This is a genomic window from Brenneria sp. L4-2C (assembly GCF_040240335.1).
In the GTDB taxonomy this organism is placed as follows: Bacteria; Pseudomonadota; Gammaproteobacteria; order Enterobacterales; family Enterobacteriaceae; genus Brenneria.
Genome location: NZ_JBEIAC010000002.1, coordinates 16,352 through 39,303, shown reverse-complemented (window position 1 = coordinate 39,303; position 22,952 = coordinate 16,352). Strand labels below are relative to the sequence as shown.

Sequence of the window (22,952 nt, the reverse complement as noted above, 5' to 3'; positions counted from 1 at the left end):
AAAGTTAAATTAACAATCGCCCTATTACCGGTCAAAGGCTTATTTTGGATAAGTTAATATAGGAAACAGGTTTAAATCAGCGGGGCCGTTTTTTTATTCACACATAATAGCGGCCGCAAAGCGCGGGTTGTCTTGCGGCCGGGGAGAAATAACGATTTGAACGCGCGTCAGGCGCGAGCGCGCCGCCATAGCCTGACGCAGGCCTGGGCCAGCGCGTCGGTAGGATCGACGGCGAGGGATAAATGCGCCGACGCCGCCGCGGCCAGCGCCGGCGGCACCTCGGTGCAGGCCAGTACCAGCCGGTCGGCGCCGCGCGCCGTCAGCCGATCGGCCAACTGGTGCAACAGCGCGCCGCCGCCTTGTAATTCGCCGCGTTTGACCGCATAGCAACCCGGTACGAACCACTTTTGCAGTTCGTCCTCGGTCGGCGTCACGGTTTCAATGCCGAGCGCGGCGAAGCGGGCCTGAAACCAGCCCGCGTCCAGCGTGCCGCGCGTGGCGATAAGTCCTACTGTCGCCGGGCGTGACGGCAGTTCGGCCACCGCCTGCGCGGTGATATCGGCGATATGCAGCAGCGGCGCCTGGCTGGCGGCCGCCAATTCATCATACCAATGGTGGGCGGTATTGCAGGGGATGACGATATGATCCACGCCGGCCCGGTTCAGTCCCGCCACCGCGCTTAATAGCTGCGGCAGGGGCGACGGGCCGTCGCCCGCCAGCGCCCGCTGACGATCGGCGATTTGCGGCACATTCCATACCACCGTAGGCACATGATCCTGATCGCGCTGAGCCGGGGTGGCGGACAGGATTTTCTGCTGTAGATCCAGCGTCGCCAGCGGCCCCATGCCGCCCAGAATGCCTAAACGCCACGACTCACTCAACGCTCTGCTCCAGCAACTGGCGGTAGCCGAACAGCCCGGCCGCGCCGCCGGTATGGATAAACACGATATTCTGATCGGGGGCGTACTGACCCTGGCGAATCAGATCGATCAGTCCGGCCATGCCTTTGCCGGAATAAACCGGATCCAGCAGGATGCCCTCCAGACGCGCCAGCAGGCGCAGCGCCTCCAGCGTGCCGGCGGTGGGGAGGCCGTAGCCGTCGCCGACATAGTCGCTATTGACCTGCACTTTGTCGCGCGGCAGCTCGCCGTTTGCCTCAAGCAGTCGCCAGGTACGATTCGCCAACTGATAAACGTTCTCTATCTGGCGTTCCCGCGGCGCCCGGACGCTGATGCCGAGCACCGGAATGCCGCTGTTGGTGGCATTCAGTCCCGCCAGCAAACCGGCCTGCGTGCCGGTGCTGCCGGTGGCGTGTACCACCAGATCGATGCGTAGCCGCTGCTGGCTGGATTGCCATAACAACTCTTCGGCGCAGGCCACATAGCCGAGCGCGCCTATCTCATTTGAACCGCCGCCCGGGATCACATAGGGCGTGCGGCCCTCGGCGCGCAGCTGTTCGGCCAGTTGTTCCATCGCCGCCTGCATATCGGCCCCGGCCGGCAGATGGGCTTCAATCTCGCCCCCCAGTAGTTCATCGAGCAATATGTTGCCGGAACGCTGATAGTCTTCGCCGAAATCCGTTACGCGTCGTTCGAGAAACGCCCGCGTAGGCAGGCCGATTTTGGCCGCCGCGGCAATGGTCTGACGCACATGATTCGACTGGGTCGCGCCCTGTGTAATGATGACGTCCGCGTTTTGGCGCTGGGCGTCGGCCAGCAGGAATTCCAGCTTACGGGTCTTGTTGCCGCCGGTCGCCAATCCCGTGCAGTCGTCGCGCTTGATCCACAACCGCGGGCCGCCCAGATAACGGCTCAGGTTATCCAACGGTTCCAGCGGCGTAGGAAAATGGCCGAAGTGTAATCGGGGAAAACGGGATAAATGCATAACAAATGCCTCTTTAGGTCAATAGGGGGGCGGACAGGGGGGCTTTCTCCAGGGCCTGGAACTGACGCCAGCTAACGTCGTCAATCGCGATGCCCTCTCGCAGTCGTGTCTGATAGTGGCGCAGCTCGGCGTCGCCGGGCAGCAGAAGTTCGTGATCGTCGCGGGAGGCGCGGGTCCAGTCCAGCATCTCCGTCACCGCCTGCGCGTAATCGTCGCCCGCTCCCAAACGGGCGGGGTCGAACACCACCGATAACATATTGTTGATGATGCCGGGGCCGGTCGGCGGCGGCGCGCTTTCGGTATCGCCGCCGGTCAACGCCGCGCCCAGCAGGCTGCATACCAGCGCCAGCCCGGAGCCTTTATGTCCGCCGAACGCCAGCAGCGCGCCGAACGGCGCTTCCATCAGCCAGCGCGGATCGATGGTGGGCTGCCCCTGGTTATCCACGGCGCAGCCCGGCGGCAGATCGCGTCCCTCGTTCCAGGCGATACGCGCCTTATTGCCGGCGATCATGCTGGTGGCGAAATCCAGCACCAGCGGCGGATTGTCGGCGACCGGAATGCCGACGCAAAACGGATTGGTGCCGAAACGGGGACGTTGTCCCTGAAACGGCATAACGTTGGAACGCGAGCCCACATTGGCGAAACTCAGCGATACCAGACCGGCGGCCGCGGCCTGTTCAGCCCAGGCGCCGATGCGGCCTAAATGATGAGTGTGAGCCAGCCCGATGACCGCGACGCCGAATTGTTGCGCCCGTTCGATGGCCTGTTCCATCGCCAGCCGGCCCATGACCTGACCAAAACCGTTGCCGCCATGAAACGACAGCATCGCGCCCGCATCGCGTACCTGCCGCAATTCGGCGCGCGGATTGAGATCGCCGGCGGCGATAGCCTGCACGTAGCGCGGCAGTAACGTCACGCCGTGCGAATCGTGACCCTTTAACGACGACTCCACCAGATTATCGGCTACCTCGCCCGCCACCGGCTCGTCCACGCCCACGGCGGTCAGGTGTTGGCGCAGATAACTGCGCAGATAGATGTGGCTGAATACCGGCATTCCCTTATTCTCCAGACCAGAAATAGCAAATTTAAGCCCGAAAACTATACCGCCGGCGTTTTTTTAATATAACGACATAAATTAACTTTCTATAGCCAATAAATTGCTATGCCCGATCTTAATAACCTTAGTGGCTAAGCAAAGATAAAAATGCCTTTTGACAGGTTATCGGGGCTGTTTACACTCGAAAAATGCTTTTTCATAGCGGCTGAACATCATTTCCCCCCTGAATGACATGCTATTTATGGAGTGCCAGATTGGTGATAGCGATTAAAACCCCGGAAAATTATTTACAGCAGGTCGGCGTGGCGCGCCGGGTGGGCGAGTATGTCGCGCCGTTGGCGAGCCGCATCCTGATTATTACCGGTCACACCGCCTGGCGTGAGACGGGAGAGGCGATAGCGCAAAGTTTGCAGCGCCATGACGTGCGCTTCGACGTGGCGTACCAGCAGGACAAGTGTACGCTGGCGTCTATCCGGCAGTTGGCGCGGCAAGCCGGGGAGGGCCGCGCGGAGGGGATTATCGGCATTGGCGGCGGGGTGGTGATGGATACGGCTAAAGGCGTTGGTGAACTGGCGGGACGTCTGCCGCTGATTCAGGTGCCGACCGTGGCCGCCACCTGCGCCGCCTGGTCGCCATTTAGCGTGCTATATGATTCACAGGGGGCGCATAGCGGCAGCCTGCCGCTGCATCGCTATCCGGTCTGGATTCTGGTCGATACCGAGGTGATCGCTGCAACGCCCGTGCGTTTTCTTAAGGCAGGGATTGTCGACGCGCTGGCCAAGTGGTTTGAATTTACTCCTTATCTCAGTCAGGGAGAACCGGATCTGGGGTTATCCCTGCAAATTCAGGCGGCGAAAATGGCGCTGGACACCTTCGAGCGCGATGCCGGACAAGCGTTGTCGGATAACCGGCGCAACGTCGCCAGCCCCGCGCTGGCCCGAACCATTGACGGCGTGATCGCCCTGGCCGGGTTGGCGAATAGCGTACGCGACGATAGCCAGCGCATTGGCGTGGCCCATGCCATTCATAACAGTATGACCCATCATCCGGCGCTGCATGGCTGGCTGCACGGCGAAAAAGTCGGCTATGCGCTTGGCGTACAGGCGATATTGCAACACGATGCCGCCGCTGAAAGTTTACCGCTGTTGGGCTGGCTGGAACGGCTGGATATGCCGCTTTCACCGCAGGATTTGGGCATCGGCGACGATGCGGCGCTGCTGCAACAGATTGCCGCCGGCGTTAACATCAAGCCGGAGGTGAAGGCGCGTTTGCCCTTCGCCGTGGACGAGGAACATCTGGCCGCCGCGCTGCTGGCGACGCGTCGGCCAGCTAGGCAAAAGGCAGTGCGCTAACGTTGCTTTGTCGTTCCAGCGCGCGGGTAAAGTCCTTGAGCGAAGCGATCAGGCGCGCTTCCAGCGCAGCGCTGAATACCGGCGTGTGATCGTAGTGGGTAATCTGACTGTCTTCGGCGAAAACGCCGTGTAAAATCTCCTGCGCTTTCAATGCATTCAGCACTGGTTTAAGCGCATAATCCAGCGCCAGCATATGACAGGAAGAACCGCCGCTGGCCACCGGCAAAATAACCTTATTGGCGAACGCGCGCTCCGGCAGCAGATCGAGCAGGGTTTTCAATGCGCCGGTAAAGGAGGCCTTATAGATCGGCGTACCGACCACCAGTCCGTCTGCATCGGCCAACTGATCGATGAAAACTCGCAGGCCGGGGCTGTCGAATTTGGCATAAAACAAATCCTCCGGATTAAAATTAAATAAGTTCCAGGGAAGAACATTAATCCCTTTTTGTTCAAGCCAGCGTTGGGCAAAGATGAGGATCGCGGTGGAGCGGGATGGAAAACGCGGACTACCGGCCAGGGTAATAACGTTCATGTTGTCTCCTGAAATAATATCCTGCTTAATGCGGTTCACAGATGGATAATTACTCTATTACCTGACGAATAACAGAAGAAATATGATTTATAACTGTTGATATTTGAAATTTGCAAATAACCGTCGGCAGGCCCGTCCGTTAGCGAAAGCGGGTTTATTACCGGTAAGCAGGAATATTGACCGACGAAAAGGGAGGACTGCGCGGTGCGTTTGCCGCGGATTCGTTAGCGCTGATTGCTTAAACTGAATTCCTCAATAGTCTTGTGAATGAAGCTGTCCCGCACCGGGTCATTGATGTCAGGGTTCCAGACCAGACCGATATCCCAGTTAGCGTAATCGCCGGTCAGTCTTTCGCAGACAAGGTCGGGGTTTTCTGGCGGTATGCTGCTTTGGGGCAAGATGCCTAAACCTATTTTCGCTTCCGCCATAGCCAGCAGGCTACTGGCGTTGTTGACGATGTAAGTGGGTATCTTATTGAGTTGATTATGTAATATGAAGTTGTGTATTTGATGGGCGGAGCCGGGGCATGTTTTTGTGTCCACCAGTAACAACGGATATTTTTTAACAAGGCTTTTCATATCCTGATAAGCCGAATCTAGTTGTTTACTGTAGATGAGGGCCAGACCATCTTCGCTTATTTTTTTGTATTCCAGCGGCGGTTCAACGGGCAAGCGCATAAAGCCGGCGTGCATTTTCCCTGCGATGATTAATTCCTTTTGCAGGGGAGAGGAGTTGTCGGTGAGTTGAATGTTAACGCTGGGGTGGCTTTCGAGGAAAGAGGAAATAATGCCCGGCATCAGTTTTGATACGGCATTAATAAATCCAATCGACAGGTTGCCTTCCTGGCCGAGTTTTATGTTTTTACAGTGCGCTTTAAATTTATCGATTTCCATCAGTAAATTTTTGGCGCGGTCATACAACGCCTGTCCTTGTGGGCTAAGCTGCGTCCCATGGTTATCCCGAATAAAGAGCGTTAGCGCTAATTCTTGTTCAAACAGCTTGATCTGTTTCGTGAGCGTTGGTTGAGTCAGCCACAGCTTGTCGGCGGCTTCCCGGTAGCTGAGACATTCGGCCAGCGTCACAAAAGCGCGTAGTTGCCTGAACTCCATTCCAATCTCCTATCACCAAAAAACTTTTTTTCATTATACAGGCAGTATGGCATAGGGTTAAATCAGCATAAATCAATCTTCTCTTTATGATTCTATCTCATTAAAAACAAACGATTTATGGGTGATGGCAGGCCATGCCGAGGCGGCTTGACGTTATGCGGGCAGATTAAACGATAACCGGATGTGACCATGGAAAAAGTAGATTTGCATATGCATTCACATTACAGCGATGACGCGGATTTTTCTGTTAAGGATTTAATCGAACGCTGCGTCGCGAAAAATATCGATATTATCTCCATTACCGATCACAACTCGATCCACTCGGTTAATGATGTGAATAAACTCGCCGACAAACGAATCACGGCGATACCGGGAATTGAAGTCGACTGCGCTTTTCAGGATAAAAACTTCCATTTGCTCGGCTATGGGTTTGATGATGACTTTTCTGATTTTGAACTGATTGAAAAAAACTTTATTAAGCTACAGCTTGATTTAGTGCCGGTAAAACTTGAAAAGTTGAAAACGCTTGGATTTTTCCTCGACCAGGACGCGCTTTATCGGTTGGCCGACGGGAGAATTCCTCAGGAAGAACAGATGGCCGAACTGATTCTTCAGGATGAAAGAAATAAAAATAATGCCCTGCTTACGCCCTACCGGGACGGCGGCGAGCGGGCCAATATGCCCTTGATAAATTTTTATTGGGATTTTTTCGGTCACGGCAGGCCTTGTTACGTCAACGCGAATTACCCGCCGCTGCCACGGATTGTGGAAATCATCAGGTCAAATAACGGCATACCGATCATTGCCCATCTCGGCGCCAATATTAACAACGGCTATGAGCAGGCGCTCGATCAGATGTTATCCGTGGGCGTGCTGGGGGTAGAGGCATTTTCCAGCTATCACGCGCCGGCATTATCCGGCCTGTTATATGACTACGCCTGTGCTAAGGATGTCTTCGTCACCTGCGGCAGCGATTTTCATGGTAAAAATAAACCGGAAATCGAACCCGGCGACTGCGGCTATAGCGCTGAGCAGTATCAAAAAATCCGCGCCTTTACCGCCTCAATTCTGGCTGATTGATAACCGCGGGATAGCGCTAGTCGCCGCAATAACGCCGCGCCGCAGGGGCGTCGAGCAGGGCGGTTCAGTGGCATCGCACAGGAGAGATTATGCAAACGCCCTGGCGATGCCAAGCGTATGCGCGTATACCGCGCCCGCCCGGATAATCAGCGCCACCGCATACCCTTCCTCCAGCGCCTGCGGCGACGTCCCGGCCCGCAGCGCCGCCTGATGAAACGCCAGCCGCAATCCTTCCCGCTCTTTCGCCAGCCCGACCGCCGCCGCTATCACGTAACGCAGAGGCAAGGGCAGGGTCGGCTCGCCGAGGAGGGTATTGACGAAGCGGTCGCGGTCATTCTCCACCGGCAATCCCTCCAGCGCCGACGCGCGTACGGCAATCGCGCCGTCCGCGCCGATATCGATAGCGTCGTTCAGCAGGGTTTCCAGCGCCGCGGTGATATAGGCGGCGGCCAGCACCTCATTACGCGTCGCGCCCAACTGGCGAGCTATCTGCGCGTGGTGTTCGATACAGTACGTGCAGCGCGTCACCTGCGCGGCCGCCACCGCCAGCAGATGTTTGTCGCGGCTGCTTAGCGCCCCGTTGTTCCAATGGCGGCGGGACAGGTTCCTGAAGGCGGCGGCATGGGGACTGCCGGCCTCCAGCGCGGTTAAAATATCGACATCGTGCTGATGGCTCATGCGGGATCCCTGGCATTTAACGGGGCGAAAGCGGCGGCGCGGCTTTCCCGCACCGGGTCTTTCGCGGCATAAGCGGCGATCAGACTCAATACGGCATAGAAAGAGATATAGGCGCAGATCAGCCACGGCGATCCGTCGCCCACCGAAAACAGCCAGGTGGCGATAAACGGCGTCAGGCCGCCGGATATCAACGTGCCGACCTGGTAGCCGATGGAGACCCCGCTGTAGCGCACCTCAATGGGAAATTGCTCGGAGAACCAGGCCGCGCCCGGTCCATACACCGAGGCGTCGAACACGCCCAGCGCCACGGCCACCACCAGCGGCAGGTACGCCAGATCGCCATAGTCCAGAAACAGGAAGAACGGCCACACCAGGATACCAATGCCCAGAATGCCGAACACCGCCGGCGCGCGGCGGCCGATTTTATCCGAAAGCAGCGCCCACAAAGGGGTGGCGGCGATCGCCACCGCGGAGCCTACCAGCACGGCGGTGAGCGCCATGGTGGCGTCGCCGCGCTTTAATACCAGGTAACTCAGCGCGTAGGTGGTCAGGATGGCGTACATCGCCGGCTGCACCAGCCTCAGTCCGATAGTGACCAGCAATCCGCGCCGATGGTGGCGGATAACCTGCGCCACCGGAAAACGCTGGATCTTGCCTTCGGCTTTGGCCCGTAAAAAAGCCTCCGGCTCATCAATGCGCAATCGGACAAAAATACCGATGCCAATCAGTACGATGCTGAATAAAAACGGCAGCCGCCAGCCCCAGTCGTCGAAAGCCTCGGCGCTCATCGACGCTCTGACAATCAGGAACGTCGCCGACGCCAGCAGCATGCCGGCGGCAGAGCCGATTTGGGTAAAAGAGCCGAGAAAGCCCCGGTTTTTGGGCGTGGCGTGCTCAACGGAGAGCAGGGAGGCGCCGCCCCATTCCGCGCCCGTCGCGATGCCTTGCAACAGACGCAGGAATACCAGCAGCACGGTCGCCCACAGACCCGCGACGGCATAGGTCGGCAGCAGACCGGTCAGCAGGGTCGCGACGCCCATCAATATCAGCGAGGAGACCAGCACCCGCTTGCGGCCGATGCGATCGCCGAAATGTCCGGCAATAATGCCGCCCAGCGGACGGGCGAAAAATCCCACCCCATAGGCGGCGAAGGCGCCCAACAGGCCGGCCAGCGGATTGGTTGACGGCGGGAAAAAGGTATGGCTGAAAATCAGCGCCGCGGCGGTGCTATAAATGTAAAAATCGTACCATTCCACGGTGGTGCCGATAAAAGCGGCAAAAGCCACTTTATTGCGTTTGGCTTTAGCGCCGTCAGGTTCATGCACAATCTGCGTCATCTTTCTTACCGTCATTTAGTTTGCGTGCTAATACTAAATCGACTAACGACTATGACAGTCAAATAACAATCCTCGCTGAGGATAACCGTTATTTATCTTAAGCCGCATACCTATGGCTATTTAGCAGAAAGGGATAAGGTTTTTATTATTCGTCGTTATTTATGCGGATAAGTGCTTTTGATAGTCAATATGCGCAATGAGTTAAAAGACATATTATGTGAGATTAAGATATATATCGGCGGCATCAAGGCTATGTTAGGCTGATAATGGCTTGATTAGAAAACATTAATTATTCAATTTAACAGGAAGGTGCTGGATGCCGGCATGGTTTGATTTGGCGGTGGATTCTTTTTGGCCGATGTTGCATGCAGGATTAATATTTACTATTCCGTTAACATTAATTTCTTTTGCGCTGGGTTTAACCTTAGGTTTTGTCATTGCATTGGTTCGTTTATATGGCCCGGGGTATTTACGCAACCTGGTAAGATTTTATGTGTGGTTTATTCGCGGCACGCCGCTTCTGGTGCAACTGTTTATTATCTTCTACGCCTTACCGAATGCCGGCGTGACGATTGACGCATTCCCGGCGGCGGTTATCGGCTTTACGCTCAATGTCGGCGCTTATACCTCAGAAACGATCCGCGCCGCGCTGCTGGCGGTGCCTAAAGGGCAGTGGGAGGCGGCGCACTCCATCAGCATGAGTTGGGCGCAGTCGTTACGTAAGATTATATTGCCGCAGGCCGCGCGTATCGCCATCCCGCCGTTGTCGAACACCTTTATCTCGCTGGTGAAAGATACCTCGCTGGCGTCCGTGATTACCGTACCTGAATTATTTCTGGCCGCTCAACGTATTGCCGCGGTGACTTATCAGCCATTGATTCTTTATACCGAAGCCGCCGTGGTTTATTTGATATTCAGTTCTTTTTTATCTTCGCTACAGGCGCGCCTGGAAAAGAAACTGGCCGGAAACACCGTTGTGAAGGAAGGCGCCAATGATTGAGCTATCCAGGATATATAAGCGTTTTGACGGTCATGAGGTATTAAAGAACATCGATCTTAAAATAAACGAAAATAGCGTCACCGCGTTAATCGGGCCTTCCGGCAGCGGCAAGAGCACGCTGCTGCGCTGCATTAACCTGCTGGAAATCCCGCAGTCGGGACAATTGCGCATCGGTAACGAGCGCGTTTCATTTACGGAGAAATCGCGTCCCGGCAGAAACGATATTCGGCGTATTTGCCAGCAAACCGGCATGGTCTTCCAGAATTTTCAGTTATTTCCCCACCTCACGGCGATCGAAAATATCATGGAAAGTTTAATCACGGTTCATCGCTGGCCGCGCGACCGGGCCAGGGCGCGCGCCAACGAATTGCTGAAGAAAGTAGGGATGCTGCATAAAAGCGACGCCTGGCCGGCGACCCTGTCGGGCGGACAGCAGCAGCGGGTCGCGATTGCGCGCGCCCTGGCGCCGTCGCCCAAGGTGTTATTGTGCGATGAACCCACTTCGGCGCTGGATCCCGAATTATCCCTTGAAGTGGTCGCGGTATTGAAACAACTGGCGAAAGAAGGGATGACGATGCTGATGGCGACGCACGATCTGCGGCTGGCTTCCAATATCGCCAACAACGTGGCGTTCCTGGAATCAGGAAAAATCATCGAGACGGATACCTCGCAAAATATTTTCACCCGACCCAAAAAGACCAGGACAGCCGAGTATGTCTCGACGCTGACCGAACTGTTTCCCGACTCATGGGAAATTTGACGACAATTCCTTTAACGTTAGCCACCGCTATGCAGGAGAACAGGTATGAAACTTATCGCCACGGTATTATTGGCCGGTATCGTTCAGTTCGGCGCGACGCACGCCGCTTTCGCCGAGTCCGATCTGGCGCAAATCCAGTCGGCGGGCGTTTTTAAAATCGGCACGGAAGGAACCTTTCCTCCCTTCACCTACCACGACGCCTCCGGGGCGTTAGTCGGTTTTGACGTCGATATCGGGCGTGAAATCGCCAAACGCCTCAATGTAAAAGCCGAATTCATCGAAGGTAAATGGGACGGACTGATTGCCGGGCTGGATGTCAGGCGCTATGACGCGGTGATCAATCAGGTCTCCATCACCCCGGAACGGAAAGCGAAATATGATTTTTCCGATCCCTATATCGTCTCCAAGGCCGTGCTGATCGTGAACGACAGCAACAACACCATCAAGACGTTCGATGATTTGCAGGGGAAAAAATCGGCGCATACGCTGACCAGCAGCTATGCGCAACTGGCCCGCAAGCACGGCGCGGAAATCGTCGGCACGGACGGCTTTAATCAGTCCGTCGATCTGGTGGCGACCGGGCGCGCCGACGCCACGATTAACGACAATCTGTCGTTTCTGGACTTTAAAAAACACCGACCGACCGCGCCGGTAAAAATCGTCTATACCCTTTCTGATGCGGAGCAGTTGGGCGTCCTGATTAGAAAAAACAATCCGGCGTTGCAGGCGGCGATCAACCAGGCGTTAACGGATATCAAGGCCGATGGCACCTATCTGAAAATTTCTCAGCAATATTTTGGCGAGGATGTGTCCCGCTAGCCTGCCGCGGCGGGATTGATAAGGCCAGCGCAGGGCCGGCGCTTATTCCCGCCGTGAAACGCGATGATTGAGGAGGGCGAAACCGTGCATTATGACTTCGATCGCATCATTGACCGGCGTAACAGAAATTCCACCAAATGGCGCGCGGCGGCAAACCGGGTCAATGCGGCCGGGGAGCCGGCGATCCCGTTATGGATCGCCGATATGGATTTCGCCGCGCCGCCGGCGGTCTTGCAAGCGCTGCATGATGTGCTCGAGCACGGCGTTTTCGGCTATACCGACTACGACGGTCTGCTTATCGAACCGCTGCGAAACTGGCTGGCGTCGAGACACGGCTGGCGCATTCAACCGGAGTGGGTGGTGCCGGTTAATTCGGTGGAAACCGCGATGGATGTGGCGGTGCGCGCCTTGACCGAACCGCAGGACGATATCGTGATCCTCTCGCCGGGGTTCGGCGCCTTTGCCCGCGTCATCGACCAGACCGGGCGGCATACCCGCGAAGTGATTCTGGAGACGGGCGATAGCGGTTACTGGCTGGATATTTCCCGGCTTGAGCGCCAGCTCACCGATAAAACCCGCCTCCTGATTTTGTGTAACCCGCATAATCCCATCGGCAAGGTCTGGCGGGCGGATGAACTGCGGGAAATCGCTCGGTTCTGCCGGCGGCATCATTTGCTGCTGCTGTCGGACGATGTGCATCATGATCTGATCATCGGCGATGTTCCCTACACGCCGGTGGCCGCTCTCGACGATCAAGTCGCCGATTTCACCGTGACCTTCACCTCGCCGGGAAAAACCTTCAATATCGAAGGCATACAAATCGGCAACCTGGTTATCCGCAATGCGGCGATCAGGGAAAAAATCAGCGCGGCTTTTCGTCAACTCAGCATACATAAACCCAACCTGTTCGCGCTTTACGCGGCGGATGCGGCTTATCGCCATGCGGCGGAGTGGCTGGATGCCCTGATCGACTATTTAAAGCATAACCATGCGCTGTTGCGCGCAGGGGTAGACCGGATTGCCCATATCGATATGTTCGACACGCAGGGCAGCCATCTCGCCTGGCTGGATTTCAGAAAAACCGGACTCTCTCAACCGGCGCTGGAGCAGCGATTGCGGCATGACGCGGGATTATTGCTGGAGAGCGGCCTGCACTTCGGCGCGGCGGGGGCCGGTTTTATGCGCTTGAATTTTGCCTTGCCGCGCCGGCAACTGGCCGAGGCGATCGGTCGGTTGCAGCGCAGCTTTGGTTGATAGAATTACTACGCTTCTGTTTTTATGCGGGCTCTGCGGCGGTTTCGGTCGCCGCTGGGCCGTCCCTGTCATCCGGCTGCACGACGTCGGATGACGATTAAAACCGGGAAGCGGGCAATAGAACGGCAAACGTTCCCCCTTACGCTTCAGGCCAGAAGGGTTCTCCCAGCGTCAGCATCAGTCGGTTGGCCCAGGCAAAGAACGCCGCCGACTGCGCCAAATCCAGAATTTCCAGCGTATTCAGCCCATGTTCGCGCAGGCGTTTCAGATCTTGCGCGTCGAGCTGCGCCGGCGTGGCGGAAAGTCTGGCGGCGAAAGTGATGATCGCCTGCCAGCGCGCGGGCTGATCCTGCGCCAGATCGCCGCCCGGCGGCACATCCAGCAGATGTTGCAGCGCATCGGGCTGTTTGGATAGCTGACCGGCCTTGCGCGCATGAACCGACGCGCAGTAAATGCAACCGTTGACCTTGCTGGCGACCGCCGCCGCCAGTTCGCGTTCCGCGCGCGGCAGGCCGCCGGAAGTATAAAAAATCCCTTTATCCGTCAGCGTGCGCTGTTCCAGCACCGGCAGATTGCGGCCCAGCAGACGGAAATAGTCGGAGTCGGTGTGGCCGAAACGCTTAAGGATCGCCTGTTCATCAGCGTTAAATTCATTGAGCGCTTTGGCCGCTATCCAGGGCTCCCAGTCGAGCTCTTCCTGCGTGAACGCCTGCGGCGCGCGTCGGCCGCTGCGCGTGTGCGACTGCGTATGCCAGCGTCCGGCCGTGGCGTCCCGCGGCGGCGGCGTATCGACATCGTGTCCCGCCAGCAGCCGATAGCTGCGGAGCAATCGGCTTTGAAAACTGACGAAGGCGGCTATTTGTGACAAGGTAACAATGTCGTCGGGCGTCCATCCGACCGAGAGCAGCGCCTGTAAATCATCGGGGCCGCTGGCGATCGGTTCGCGCGTCAGGCGCTCGGCGTGCCGCAACGCCGCCGTGATTGCCGGCGTTTGCGGCGGCTCGGGCCGGCCTTTTCTCTGTTGGGCGTAGAACTGTTGCAGCAGGCTGTCCTGATGCCAGGCGCTGATGTTCTCCGCCAACCATAAACGCAGCGACGGCGACAGCGTCGCGTTCTCGTCGACATCGGCGAACAGCGCCCGATAGCTGCCTTCCGTGTATTGGGTGGCGGCATCGCGAGTGAGGCGCGCCTGCGCCAGCTCGCTGTCCGGGGAAATTTCCGCCAGCGTGTTCAGAATGTCATGGTCATAACGGGTCATACAGTCTCCTGTAACGTAAATGATGGCGGTGGCAACCGGCCGGGAATGGCCTCAATCAGTTCGCGCGTATAGCTGTGGGCCGCATGCGTGAAGATGTGCTCAACCGGCCCGGACTCCACCTGTTTGCCGTGATGCAATACGGTCACGGTATCGGCGATTTGGCGTACGACGGCCAGATCGTGGGAAATAAATACGTAGGTCAAGCCGAGCGAGCGCTGAAGTTCCTCCAGCAGGCGCAGAATTTGCGCCTGAACGGTGACATCCAGCGCCGATACGGCTTCATCCAGCACCAGCACCTGCGGCTCCAGCACCAACGCGCGCGCAATGGCGACCCGCTGACGCTGTCCGCCGGAGAGTTCGTGCGGTTTTCTGCCCAGCAGCGTATTCGGCAGCGCGACCCGTTCGAATATCTCGTGGACTTTGCCGCTGCGCTGCGCCCGGCTATAGCGATTAAAATTGCGTAACGGCTCTTCGACGATATCGAACAGGCTCTGCGAAGGGTCGAGCGAGCTGTACGGGTTCTGGTAAACCAACTGAATTTTTTGCCGGAACTGGCGCAGCGCTTCGCCTTTCAGGCGGGTGATGTCCGTATCGCCGATCAGAATGCGGCCGGCGGTCGGGCGATGAAAACCAAGCAGGCTGCGCGCCGTGGTGGTTTTCCCCGAACCGGATTCGCCGACGATGGCGTGCGTGGTGCCGCGTTCCACGGTGAACGACAGGTCGTCGACGGCGCGGAAAGGCGCGGCATGCCGTCCCGCCAGCCGGTACTCCTGCACCAGATTCTCGACGCGGATCGCCGCCTCGCCGGTTCCCGCGCGGGAAGGGCGCGGCGACCGATTGAGCGACGGCACATCGGCCAGCAGCGCCCGCGCATATTGGCTGCGCGGCGCATTGAGAACCTCATGCGTCGGGCCTTGCTCCTGAATGTAGCCCTTCTGGAAAACCAGCAGACGATCGGCGCGTTCCGCCGCTACGCCCAAATCATGGGTCACGAACAGCACCGCCGTGCCGTTTTCCCGCCGCAGCTCATCCAGCAGATCGAGGACGCGTTTTTGTACCGTGACGTCCAGCGCGCTGGTCGGCTCGTCGGCGATAATCAGCGCCGGTTTCAGCGCGATGGCGATGGCGATCAGCACCCGCTGCTTCATGCCGCCGGACAGTTCGTGCGGATACTGTTTTACCCGCAGTTCCGGCCGCGTTAACCCGACGCGCGCCAGCAGGGACAGCGTCTTTTCCCGTATGACGCGTTTTGAGGCGCGCTGATGTAAACGCAGAATTTCATCCACCTGTTCGCCGATGGTTTTGACCGGATTGAGCGAACTGGTCGGATCCTGCGGGATCAAACTGATGCGGGCGCCGCGAATGCCGTCCAACTGCTTTTGCGACCAGCGGCTGATGTCGGTGCCGTTAAGGCGGATTGCGCCGCGTATCAGGCGGCCGTTCTCGGCCAGAAGCCCGATCACCGCCTGCGCGGTGGTGGTTTTTCCCGAGCCGGATTCGCCGACCAGCGCCACCACCTCGCCGGGATTGATGTGAAAAGAAACGCCTTCCACCACCGTGCGCTCCGCGCCGCGCGCGCGGTAGCCGATGGTCACGTCGGCTAATTCCAGCACCGGCGGCGCGATGCCGGCTTGTTGCAGACTTATCGATAGACTCATGACGGTTCCTTGCGCAGTGATTGGCTGATGCGGTTGGCGGACAGCACCACCAGAACGACGACCAGGCCGGGGAAGGTGGTCAGCCACCAGGCGGTCGAGAGATAGTTGCGCCCTTCGGCGATCAGCAAGCCCCATTCAGGGGTAGGCGGCGGCGCGCCGTAACCCAGAAAACTTAAGGTGGAAATCGCCAGAATAGCGCTGCCGAACTGCAAGGCGGCGAAGGCGAACACGGTATGCAAGGTGTTCGGCAAAATATGCCGCCGCAGCACGCTGAAGAACGAACCGCCGCTGCCGTAAGCCGCTTCGACGTAGTCGCTGCGCCGCACGCGCAGGGTCTCGGCCCTGACCAGTCGGGTGAAGCTGGCGATGGAGGTGATGCCGACGGCAATGGCGGCATTGATCGTCCCGAATCCCAGCAGAATGATGATGCTCAGCGCCAGCAGCAGGCTGGGGATCGCGAGCAGGATATCGATGAAGCGCATGATCACGCTATCCGCCCAGCCGCCGACCGCGCCGGCCAGCAGACCGAGCAGGGTACCCAGCACCAATCCCAGCCCGACGGCGATCGCCGCGCCGGACAGCGAGTGTACGGAACCATAGACAATACGGGTATAGAGGTCGCGCCCCAGTTGATCGGTCCCCAGACTGTATTCTCCGCCCGGCGGCAGGCGCTGCGCGCCCGCGACGCCGTCTATCGGGCTATACGCGGTAAACCAGCCCGGAAAGAGCGCCCACAGGACGACGGTGAGCAGCACCAGCCAGGCGGCGATCAGCCCCGGTTGCAGGCGATAGCGGAAAAGGCCGGGATATTTTTGTCGTAGCGGGAAAGCGATTTTTCCCTGATGAACCATCGTCATGATACGGCTCCTGTGGTGTTTTTCAGCCGCGGGTCAAGCAGGGGATACAACAGATCAATCAGCAGATTGATGATGACGAACGCGGCGGCGGAAATCACCACGATCGCCTGCAAGACGCTGCTGTCCTGGGTATTGACCGCTTCCTGGGTGAGTTGCCCCAGGCCGCTGCGACCGAAGACGGTTTCCGTGACGAGCGCGCCGGCGAGCAGTTCTCCCAGCAGCAGACCGGCGACGGTAATGGTCGGCAGCAGCGCGTTGCCGATCACATGTCGCCATAGCACGCCGAGGCGGCTGGCGCCTTTGGCGCGCGCCACGGCGACGAACGGCTGCGTTTGCACGTGCTCGATGCTGCGCATCAGGATCTGCGCCAGCGGCGCGGAAATCGGCAAGGCCAGCGTCAGCGTCGGCAGAATCAAGCCTTCCCATTCGCCGGGATTGATGACCGGAATCAGTCCCAGCTTGAAGGAAAAGACCTGAATCAGCACGATACCGAGCCAGAATGTCGGAACGGAAATAAACAGCGACGGCAGCGATTGCAGCGTCGCGCGCAGGCGTTGAAACGGACTGAGAAAACTGAGTCCGGCAATCAGGAAGGCCAATAGGATGGCCGCGAGCAGCCCCAGGGACGCCAGCAGCAGCGTGGACGGCACATTTTCCGCCAATAATTCCCCTACCGGCACGCCGGACTGGAGAGAAATGCCGAAATCGCCGTGCAGCAGGCTGTTGATGGCGTGAAAGTACTGCGTCAGCACCGGAACATCGCTGCCGTAGGCCAGACGCAACTGCGCGATCTGGTCCGCGCTGAGACCCAATTCCGGGTTCTGGAATTTGATCAGCACCGAGTCGCCGGGCAATGCCTGCAACAGAATGAAGGAGAGCGTAAAGGCGGCCCACAGTACAATCAGCGCCTGACCCAAACGCACCGTCAGATATCTGTTCATGATCGTTCCTCTTTTATCTCGCCCCCTTGCCGCCGCGAGACAAGGGGATTCGATTATTTGTCCAACCAGGTGTTATAGAAGCTGGGGCGGCCGACGGCCTCGAAACCGATGCCTTTTGTCGTGGGCGCGCCGGCATAGACCTGAGGCTCTTCAAAGATAGGGATCACATAGGCCTGATCGATCAGATAACGCTGTACGTCGCCGACCAGCGCCAGGCGTTTTTCCCGATCGGTTTCGGAAGCGATATTGTCCAGCAGGGCGTTTAGCCGGGTATCTTCAAAGTTTTTCACCTTGTCGCTGGCGCCGCCTTTTTGCAGCAGAACGTTGCGCAGCGTCGGGTAATACTGACTTTTCAGCACGTCCGGATCGGCGCGCCCCACCATCGTGGGATAGACGCCGGTTTTGGCCGGATCGAGGTTGTCCACGGTCTTGCTGCCCGCGTCGCCGGCCTGAATATTCAGCTTGACGCCGAGTTTCGCCCACTGCTGCGCCACCAGTTGCAGGGTTTCCTTGTTTTGCGGCTGCGGCGGGGATTCATAGGCGGTCAGCGTTAATGTTTGTCCGTCCTTTTGCCGTACGCCCTGCGCGCCGGTTTTCCAGCCGGCTTCATCCAGCAGACGCGCGGATTTTTCCGGATCGAAAGCCAGTTTGTCGGATAAATCCACATAGCCCGCCGCCGTTTTCGCCAGCACGGAGGTGGCCTGCGGATAGTTGTCCGAGAACAGGGTTTGCACAATCTCTTTGGCGTTGGTGGCGTGCAGCAACGCCTGACGAACCTTCAGGTCGGCGACCAGCGGGTTATCCGGGCGGAAGTTGATGCTGTTGTTGACGCCGCGCGTGGCGGACGCGTAAACCGGGAATCCCTGATCCTGCACGCGTTTCTCATCATAAGCCTGGATTTGGCGAATGGCGTCGGCCTGACCGGAAAGCAACGCGCCGATGCGCACGCTGTCTTCCGGCGTCACCAGGATATTGATGCCGTCCAGATAGGGACGTCCCTGATGGGCGAAACTCGGCGGCGCCCAGTTGTAATCTTTGCGCGCCGTCAGTTTGACTTCGCGGCCCGGGCGGTCGCTGGCCACCACGAACGGGCCGGAGCCGATAATGTTGCGCCCGTTGCCAAGCTGATTGAAGTTGTGTTCCAGCGTACTGAGCGAGACCAGTCCGGAGCCGATGGCGGACGTGCCTTGCAGGAAGCCGGGCGACGGTTTTTTAAAGTAAAACTTGACCGTCAGCGGATCGATAACCTCGCTTTTCAGGTAGTTATTGATGACTTCCGAAATCGGATGGTTAAGCGTTTTATTGCCGAGTCCGTAGGTATCGAAGTTTTTCGCCACCGCATTGGCGTCCAGCGGCGTACCGTCGGAGAAGGTGACGCCGGGACGAATTTTGAAGGTGTATTCGGTGTTATCGTCGTTGACGGTCCAGGATTGCGCAATCCAGGGCTCTATCTGTAGCGTCTCGGGATTCTGCCATGTCAGCTTGTCGGTGATTTGGTTCAGGATCCCCCCGTTGGGATAGAATCCCCCGGCGGGCGGATAAAGATTGGTGTGAGCCTGTTGTTCAAGATAAATCAATGTACCGCCGGTTTTCGGCGTACCGTCGGCGGCAAGCGCGGCGCCGCTGAGTCCCAGTAATGCCAGTGAGACCAGGGTGCGTATCGTCTGCCTGGGATAAGAAATCAGCATCGGTATTTTTTCCTGTCGTTATTGTTGGCGAATCATGCGGTCAGCATATGAAAGGCGTAATCAGGCGGACGGCTAGCCGTCCAAAACCTATCGGTGATATTTTCACAGGAGAACGTAAACAGCAAAGAACAATAGTGATATTGATTATGCGAAATTTTTGTTAGAAAACAGGGCGCCCGCGCCGGCGCTGGCAATACGATGCCTGCCGGCGGAAGCGCGGGCGCGATATTTCAGCGCGCCTCCTGCTCCCGGCCGATTTCGGCGAGCAGAGTGAACAGACTGTCGTCTACGTCAAGCGGCAGTGCGCAACCGGGCGCGAAAATGAAACCGCGATCGCCGCTCTCTGCGCGGATCTGGCGCAGGCGCTGCTGCAAACGCGCTTTGACGGCCGGCCGCGCGCCGTTGCCGTAATGAAAATCCCGATGTTGATCGATGCCGGCGATCAGGATTTTATCGGTCAAGGCGCGTATCTGCGCCACGCCGACGCGCCCGGCAGGCTCCACGGATTCCGGCACATTCTCCCAGTTGAACGCCTGAAGGTCGTAGTCGAGGCACGGCTCGAACAACAGCTGGCTTTCGCCGTGGATATGCAGGATGTTGAACCAGGTTTTGCCCTTGATATGCTTAAGGATGGCTTCGTCGTAGGGGCGGCAGAACGTCTGGTATTCCGCCTCGGACAGCAGATCGGCGCGGGCGTACTGGGTGGCGAGAAAAACACCGTCGATGCCGACTTGCAACAGCGCGTCAAGAAAGTTCAGGTTGGTTTGCAGCAAGGCGTCCAGCGCCCGGCGCAAGGCTGCCGGGTGGCGGCGGATAAACGCCAGGGTGGGGCCAGGTTGCGTGGATTGCGTCATTTCCTGTATCCAGGTCAGCGGCGTGAACAGGGTGGGCAGCAGCGGAACGCTGCCCTGATAGTGTCGGGCCAGACCACGGACGATCTCGACTTCCCGCGCCAATACCGGGTTATGCCGATCCAGCACCGGCAGCGTCGCCAGGTCGTCGGCGTGCGCTATCGGATAGCGGCGAAATACGCCGGACCACTGGGTGGGGTCGTCGGGGAAAAGGATATCGGCGCCGTAAGCCTCGGCCAGATAGTGGCCGTTCGACATCACCTTGATGAAATCCCAGCGGTTTTCGTCGGTAAGGGAAATTGTTTTGCGGATAAACGCGGCGGGGTCGCGATCGACCAGCGGCAGATGCCGCCAGCCGGATATGGCGGGGCGCGCCAATCGTTCTCCCGCCAGCAGGGCTTTGATGCGTGATGCTGCGGTCATCTGTGGGCTCCTTTCTGTTAAGCGCCTGTTGGGATGACCATAATTGTCGGCGTACCGTTTGCGAGGCGGAAATAATAAAAACAGGTTAGGTTATGCGATTTCAATCAACGAGATAACCAAATGTTGACGAACGGATCGAACCGCAACACATCGGTGTGATCAGGGGCAACGGCCGGGCGTCGCCCCTTTTGATTTAACGACCAGCCGGATCGCGGCGCGGGCGCACCACGATTTCGGTGATTTGCGAATCTTCATCGGTATCGATAACCAGACGCACCGCTCTGGCGACGGAATGCGGCGAACTTCGCGCCAGCGGATCGTCGCCGTCTTCGGGGCGGTTCATCGGCGTGTCCGTCGGCCCCGGATACAGGGTCGCGACCCTGACCCCATGGGCGCGCTCCTCGTTGCGCAGCGCTTCCGCCAGCGCATGCAGCGCGAATTTGCTGGCGGAATAGACGCTGTTTCCGGCCTGCGGGCGCGTGCCGGAACCGGAGTTGATAAAGATGATGCGCCCCTGACTGGCGCGCAGCGCGGGCAGGGTCAGGCGCGTCAGCTCGGCCGGGCCGAACAGATTGATATCGAAATGCTGGCGCCAGATCTCCGGCGTGGCCGTCGCGACGGAAAATGGTCGTGCAACGGCGGCGGAATGCACCAGCGTATCCAGCCGGGGCAGGGTGGCGACCCAGGCGGCGACCGCCGCGCCGTCGCGTAAATCCAGACTGACCGAAATTACGTTCGGGTGGCCGGCCAGCGGCGCCGTTTCCGCCCGGCGGCGGCCTATTGCGTAAACCTGATGATCGCGCGCCAGATCGCCGACGATCGCCAGCCCGATGCCGCTGGTGCCGCCGGTGACCAGGGCGATCGGCCGCCGGCCTTGCTCTTTCGCCATCCTACCCTCCGTCAGCGTTGGCGCCAGGCATAGGGAATGGCGGGCTGCCATTCATCGCCAAGCAGTTCGGGATCGTTGTAGTCGAGGATGGCCTGATAATGGTATTCGCTATCTTCAGCGTACAGTTGTCCGGCAATCTCCCGCGCCAGTATCTGAGCGCCGCGGCTGATGCCGGGGATCAGCCCGACCACATGCCCGTGGCTCAAGTGGGCCGGATAACTGAAGCAGTGCAGGCGCGTCAGCGCCGGCGGCGCATCGGCATGCTTCGGCTGAAAGGCGAGGTCGGCGCTTAAATAGGGATAGCCGGCCAATTGCTCGTTTTGCTGATCGGCCGGCGGCTGCCAGACATCCCGCCAGGTTTTTATCTGACCGACTAATGAGTGGAATTCGGGACGCGCGCCCCAGTCCAGCCGGTAGCCCGTCGCCAGGATGAGAAAATCCGCCGGCACTTCGCCTTGCGGCGTGTGAACCACGATCCCGTCGCCTTGCGGCTCGACGCGTTGTACCGGCGAGTTGAAATTGAACCAGGCGTTGGGATGGCGCGACACGCGCAGCGTGCTGCCGTGCGGCGGCGCGATCTGCTCACTGGCGATAGCGTGCGCTACCCGCCACTTCCAGGCATCCGGCAGGTTGAAGTAGCCGTTTTCCAGGCCGGGATTGCCCAACGCTTTTGAACGGTTGTAGCGCGGAAAGTCGGGACGGCGAATCAATATCTCCACGCCGGCGGCGCCCGCTTCCAACGCGGTGGCGGAGACGTCCATGGCTGTCGCGCTGCCGCCGACCACCGCAACCCGGCGTCCGGCCAGCGCGGCGAAATCGATGGGTTCCTCCGAATGCGCCCAATAACGTTTGGGCAACTCAGCGACAAAATCAGGGATCGACGGGCCGCCGAACGCATCCATGCCGGTGGCCAGAATGACTTTGCGCGCGGCGACCGTATCCTGCTGTCCCTGATGTTGCAAGGTGAGTTCAACCAGGCGGCCGTTTTGCAGGTTCAGGTCCGTCAGCGTATGCTCATTGCGCACGTCCAACGCCAGCACGCGGCGATACCAGCGCAGGTAGTCCGCCCATTGCAGACGCGGAATTTTGTCCAGTTCATTCCAGGCGCGCAGGCCGAATTGCGCTTCATACCAGGCGCGGAACGTCAGCGCCGGCAGATCCAGCGCCGGCCCGGTCAAATGTTTGGGTGAACGCAGCGTTTCCATGCGGGCGGTGGTCGCCCACGGCCCTTCGTAATCTTCCGGCGCTTTGTCGTACAGCACCGCATCAATGCCTTGCAGCCGCAATGCGAATGCCGCGGCCAGCCCCGACATCCCGGCGCCGATAATCACCACATCCTTTACCGGCTTTCCGGCGTGTTCCTTCGCCGGCAGCCAGCGTTTCCCCGGTTGCTCCAGCCATTCAAGATCTTGTTTTAGTCGGGCTTCGAGCACGGGTAATCCGATGGCGCCGTCTTCTGCGTGTGACATGGTATTTCTCCTGTATCAATGAGTTCGTACTCCTATTTCTGAGTAATAACATCGTG

At 58.6% G+C, this 22,952-nt stretch carries 21 protein-coding genes; 6 read left to right on the top strand and 15 right to left on the bottom strand.

Features of this window, described 5'->3' with window-relative positions:
* Window positions 1-167 precede the first annotated feature (167 nt).
* Genes cuyB through ABRZ26_RS04085 form a run of 3 tightly spaced genes read right to left on the bottom strand, consistent with a single transcriptional unit; the run spans window position 168 to window position 2,938 of the window.
* Entirely contained in the window at window positions 168-881 is a 714-nt protein-coding gene (gene cuyB, locus ABRZ26_RS04095; protein ID WP_319602992.1) for a cysteate racemase, read from the bottom strand.
* Window positions 874-1,884 carry a D-cysteate sulfo-lyase gene (gene cuyA / locus ABRZ26_RS04090; RefSeq protein WP_319602991.1) on the bottom strand — a complete coding sequence of 337 codons (1,011 nt, stop codon included), beginning with the start codon at window positions 1,882-1,884 and terminating at the stop codon, window positions 874-876. Before cuyA ends, cuyB begins: the two co-directional genes overlap by 8 nt.
* 13 nt (window positions 1,885-1,897) lie before the next feature.
* A complete protein-coding gene (locus tag ABRZ26_RS04085; RefSeq protein ID WP_319602990.1) occupies window positions 1,898-2,938 on the bottom strand; it encodes a malate/lactate/ureidoglycolate dehydrogenase in 1,041 nt (346 codons plus the stop codon).
* Between the two features lie 260 nt (window positions 2,939-3,198).
* Here ABRZ26_RS04085 and ABRZ26_RS04080 point away from each other — a divergent pair, with 260 nt between their 5' ends.
* On the top strand, window positions 3,199-4,293 hold the full coding sequence (locus ABRZ26_RS04080) for an iron-containing alcohol dehydrogenase family protein (RefSeq protein WP_319602989.1): 1,095 nt from the start codon (window positions 3,199-3,201) through the stop codon (window positions 4,291-4,293).
* Here the strand turns inward: ABRZ26_RS04080 and ssuE are convergent.
* Window positions 4,271-4,825, bottom strand: coding sequence for an NADPH-dependent FMN reductase (gene ssuE, locus ABRZ26_RS04075; RefSeq protein ID WP_319602988.1), 555 nt, complete (start codon window positions 4,823-4,825; stop codon window positions 4,271-4,273). The two genes, ABRZ26_RS04080 and ssuE, sit on opposite strands and share 23 nt — an antisense overlap.
* A gap of 224 nt (window positions 4,826-5,049) precedes the next feature.
* Window positions 5,050-5,934, bottom strand: a complete 885-nt coding sequence (locus ABRZ26_RS04070) for a LysR family transcriptional regulator (protein WP_319602987.1) — start codon at window positions 5,932-5,934, stop codon at window positions 5,050-5,052.
* Between the two features lie 189 nt (window positions 5,935-6,123).
* On the opposite strand from ABRZ26_RS04070, the gene ABRZ26_RS04065 reads away from it, so the two are divergent.
* Window positions 6,124-7,014 (top strand): PHP domain-containing protein, encoded by an 891-nt coding sequence (locus ABRZ26_RS04065; protein ID WP_319602986.1) that lies wholly within the window; start codon window positions 6,124-6,126, stop codon window positions 7,012-7,014.
* Between the two features lie 87 nt (window positions 7,015-7,101).
* On the opposite strand, the gene ABRZ26_RS04060 is transcribed toward ABRZ26_RS04065, so the two are convergent.
* On the bottom strand, window positions 7,102-7,692 hold the full coding sequence (locus ABRZ26_RS04060; RefSeq protein ID WP_319602985.1) for a carboxymuconolactone decarboxylase family protein: 591 nt from the start codon (window positions 7,690-7,692) through the stop codon (window positions 7,102-7,104).
* Window positions 7,689-9,029 carry an MFS transporter gene (locus ABRZ26_RS04055; RefSeq protein WP_319602984.1) on the bottom strand — a complete coding sequence of 447 codons (1,341 nt, stop codon included), beginning with the start codon at window positions 9,027-9,029 and terminating at the stop codon, window positions 7,689-7,691. Before ABRZ26_RS04055 ends, ABRZ26_RS04060 begins: the two co-directional genes overlap by 4 nt.
* 316 nt (window positions 9,030-9,345) lie before the next feature.
* On the opposite strand from ABRZ26_RS04055, the gene ABRZ26_RS04050 reads away from it, so the two are divergent.
* The 4 genes from ABRZ26_RS04050 to ABRZ26_RS04035 all read left to right on the top strand — a co-directional run bounded on the left by ABRZ26_RS04050 (window position 9,346) and on the right by ABRZ26_RS04035 (window position 12,862).
* Window positions 9,346-10,029: an amino acid ABC transporter permease gene (locus ABRZ26_RS04050; RefSeq protein ID WP_319602983.1), complete on the top strand. Its 684-nt coding sequence runs from the start codon at window positions 9,346-9,348 to the stop codon at window positions 10,027-10,029.
* Window positions 10,022-10,789 carry an amino acid ABC transporter ATP-binding protein gene (locus tag ABRZ26_RS04045; protein WP_319602982.1) on the top strand — a complete coding sequence of 256 codons (768 nt, stop codon included), beginning with the start codon at window positions 10,022-10,024 and terminating at the stop codon, window positions 10,787-10,789. The genes ABRZ26_RS04050 and ABRZ26_RS04045 overlap by 8 nt, the downstream gene beginning before the upstream one ends.
* Before the next feature lie 45 nt (window positions 10,790-10,834).
* Window positions 10,835-11,608 (top strand): amino acid ABC transporter substrate-binding protein, encoded by a 774-nt coding sequence (locus ABRZ26_RS04040; protein WP_319602981.1) that lies wholly within the window; start codon window positions 10,835-10,837, stop codon window positions 11,606-11,608.
* Between the two features lie 63 nt (window positions 11,609-11,671).
* Window positions 11,672-12,862, top strand: a complete 1,191-nt coding sequence (locus ABRZ26_RS04035) for a MalY/PatB family protein (protein WP_319602980.1) — start codon at window positions 11,672-11,674, stop codon at window positions 12,860-12,862.
* Between the two features lie 139 nt (window positions 12,863-13,001).
* Here ABRZ26_RS04035 and ABRZ26_RS04030 read toward each other — a convergent pair whose 3' ends face one another.
* The 8 genes from ABRZ26_RS04030 to ABRZ26_RS03995 all read right to left on the bottom strand — a co-directional run bounded on the left by ABRZ26_RS04030 (window position 13,002) and on the right by ABRZ26_RS03995 (window position 22,896).
* Window positions 13,002-14,120 carry an alkylhydroperoxidase domain protein gene (locus tag ABRZ26_RS04030; protein WP_319602979.1) on the bottom strand — a complete coding sequence of 373 codons (1,119 nt, stop codon included), beginning with the start codon at window positions 14,118-14,120 and terminating at the stop codon, window positions 13,002-13,004.
* Window positions 14,117-15,778: a dipeptide ABC transporter ATP-binding protein gene (locus ABRZ26_RS04025; RefSeq protein ID WP_319602978.1), complete on the bottom strand. Its 1,662-nt coding sequence runs from the start codon at window positions 15,776-15,778 to the stop codon at window positions 14,117-14,119. Before ABRZ26_RS04025 ends, ABRZ26_RS04030 begins: the two co-directional genes overlap by 4 nt.
* Window positions 15,775-16,635, bottom strand: a complete 861-nt coding sequence (locus ABRZ26_RS04020; RefSeq protein ID WP_319602977.1) for an ABC transporter permease — start codon at window positions 16,633-16,635, stop codon at window positions 15,775-15,777. The genes ABRZ26_RS04025 and ABRZ26_RS04020 overlap by 4 nt, the downstream gene beginning before the upstream one ends.
* Window positions 16,632-17,576, bottom strand: coding sequence for an ABC transporter permease (locus ABRZ26_RS04015; protein ID WP_319602976.1), 945 nt, complete (start codon window positions 17,574-17,576; stop codon window positions 16,632-16,634). Before ABRZ26_RS04015 ends, ABRZ26_RS04020 begins: the two co-directional genes overlap by 4 nt.
* 53 nt (window positions 17,577-17,629) lie before the next feature.
* Window positions 17,630-19,264 (bottom strand): TIGR04028 family ABC transporter substrate-binding protein, encoded by a 1,635-nt coding sequence (locus ABRZ26_RS04010; RefSeq protein ID WP_319602975.1) that lies wholly within the window; start codon window positions 19,262-19,264, stop codon window positions 17,630-17,632.
* Window positions 19,265-19,494: 230 nt separating this feature from the next.
* Complete coding sequence (locus ABRZ26_RS04005; protein ID WP_319602974.1) at window positions 19,495-20,538, bottom strand: uroporphyrinogen decarboxylase family protein; 1,044 nt, start codon at window positions 20,536-20,538, stop codon at window positions 19,495-19,497.
* A 193-nt stretch (window positions 20,539-20,731) separates the two neighbouring features.
* On the bottom strand, window positions 20,732-21,427 hold the full coding sequence (locus ABRZ26_RS04000) for an SDR family oxidoreductase (RefSeq protein ID WP_319602973.1): 696 nt from the start codon (window positions 21,425-21,427) through the stop codon (window positions 20,732-20,734).
* An 11-nt stretch (window positions 21,428-21,438) separates the two neighbouring features.
* On the bottom strand, window positions 21,439-22,896 hold the full coding sequence (locus tag ABRZ26_RS03995) for an NAD(P)-binding domain-containing protein (protein WP_319602972.1): 1,458 nt from the start codon (window positions 22,894-22,896) through the stop codon (window positions 21,439-21,441).
* Between the last annotated feature and the right edge of the window lie 56 nt (window positions 22,897-22,952).

What these genes read in the sequence shown, in the direction of transcription:
- ABRZ26_RS04085 (WP_319602990.1), bottom strand. Translation starts at nt 2,938, where the DNA reads ATGCCGGTATTCAGCCACATCTATCTGCGCAGTTATCTGCGCCAACAC.
- ABRZ26_RS04065 (WP_319602986.1), top strand. Translation starts at nt 6,124, where the DNA reads ATGGAAAAAGTAGATTTGCATATGCATTCACATTACAGCGATGACGCG.
- ABRZ26_RS04050 (WP_319602983.1), top strand. Translation starts at nt 9,346, where the DNA reads ATGCCGGCATGGTTTGATTTGGCGGTGGATTCTTTTTGGCCGATGTTG.
- ABRZ26_RS04040 (WP_319602981.1), top strand. Translation starts at nt 10,835, where the DNA reads ATGAAACTTATCGCCACGGTATTATTGGCCGGTATCGTTCAGTTCGGC.
- ABRZ26_RS04010 (WP_319602975.1), bottom strand. Translation starts at nt 19,264, where the DNA reads ATGCTGATTTCTTATCCCAGGCAGACGATACGCACCCTGGTCTCACTG.
- ABRZ26_RS03995 (WP_319602972.1), bottom strand. Translation starts at nt 22,896, where the DNA reads ATGTCACACGCAGAAGACGGCGCCATCGGATTACCCGTGCTCGAAGCC.
- ABRZ26_RS04005 (WP_319602974.1), bottom strand. Translation starts at nt 20,538, where the DNA reads ATGACCGCAGCATCACGCATCAAAGCCCTGCTGGCGGGAGAACGATTG.
- ABRZ26_RS04020 (WP_319602977.1), bottom strand. Translation starts at nt 16,635, where the DNA reads ATGACGATGGTTCATCAGGGAAAAATCGCTTTCCCGCTACGACAAAAA.
- ABRZ26_RS04060 (WP_319602985.1), bottom strand. Translation starts at nt 7,692, where the DNA reads ATGAGCCATCAGCACGATGTCGATATTTTAACCGCGCTGGAGGCCGGC.
- ABRZ26_RS04055 (WP_319602984.1), bottom strand. Translation starts at nt 9,029, where the DNA reads ATGACGCAGATTGTGCATGAACCTGACGGCGCTAAAGCCAAACGCAAT.
- ABRZ26_RS04035 (WP_319602980.1), top strand. Translation starts at nt 11,672, where the DNA reads ATGATTGAGGAGGGCGAAACCGTGCATTATGACTTCGATCGCATCATT.
- cuyA (WP_319602991.1), bottom strand. Translation starts at nt 1,884, where the DNA reads ATGCATTTATCCCGTTTTCCCCGATTACACTTCGGCCATTTTCCTACG.
- ABRZ26_RS04030 (WP_319602979.1), bottom strand. Translation starts at nt 14,120, where the DNA reads ATGACCCGTTATGACCATGACATTCTGAACACGCTGGCGGAAATTTCC.
- ABRZ26_RS04025 (WP_319602978.1), bottom strand. Translation starts at nt 15,778, where the DNA reads ATGAGTCTATCGATAAGTCTGCAACAAGCCGGCATCGCGCCGCCGGTG.
- ssuE (WP_319602988.1), bottom strand. Translation starts at nt 4,825, where the DNA reads ATGAACGTTATTACCCTGGCCGGTAGTCCGCGTTTTCCATCCCGCTCC.
- ABRZ26_RS04000 (WP_319602973.1), bottom strand. Translation starts at nt 21,427, where the DNA reads ATGGCGAAAGAGCAAGGCCGGCGGCCGATCGCCCTGGTCACCGGCGGC.
- ABRZ26_RS04045 (WP_319602982.1), top strand. Translation starts at nt 10,022, where the DNA reads ATGATTGAGCTATCCAGGATATATAAGCGTTTTGACGGTCATGAGGTA.
- ABRZ26_RS04015 (WP_319602976.1), bottom strand. Translation starts at nt 17,576, where the DNA reads ATGAACAGATATCTGACGGTGCGTTTGGGTCAGGCGCTGATTGTACTG.
- ABRZ26_RS04070 (WP_319602987.1), bottom strand. Translation starts at nt 5,934, where the DNA reads ATGGAGTTCAGGCAACTACGCGCTTTTGTGACGCTGGCCGAATGTCTC.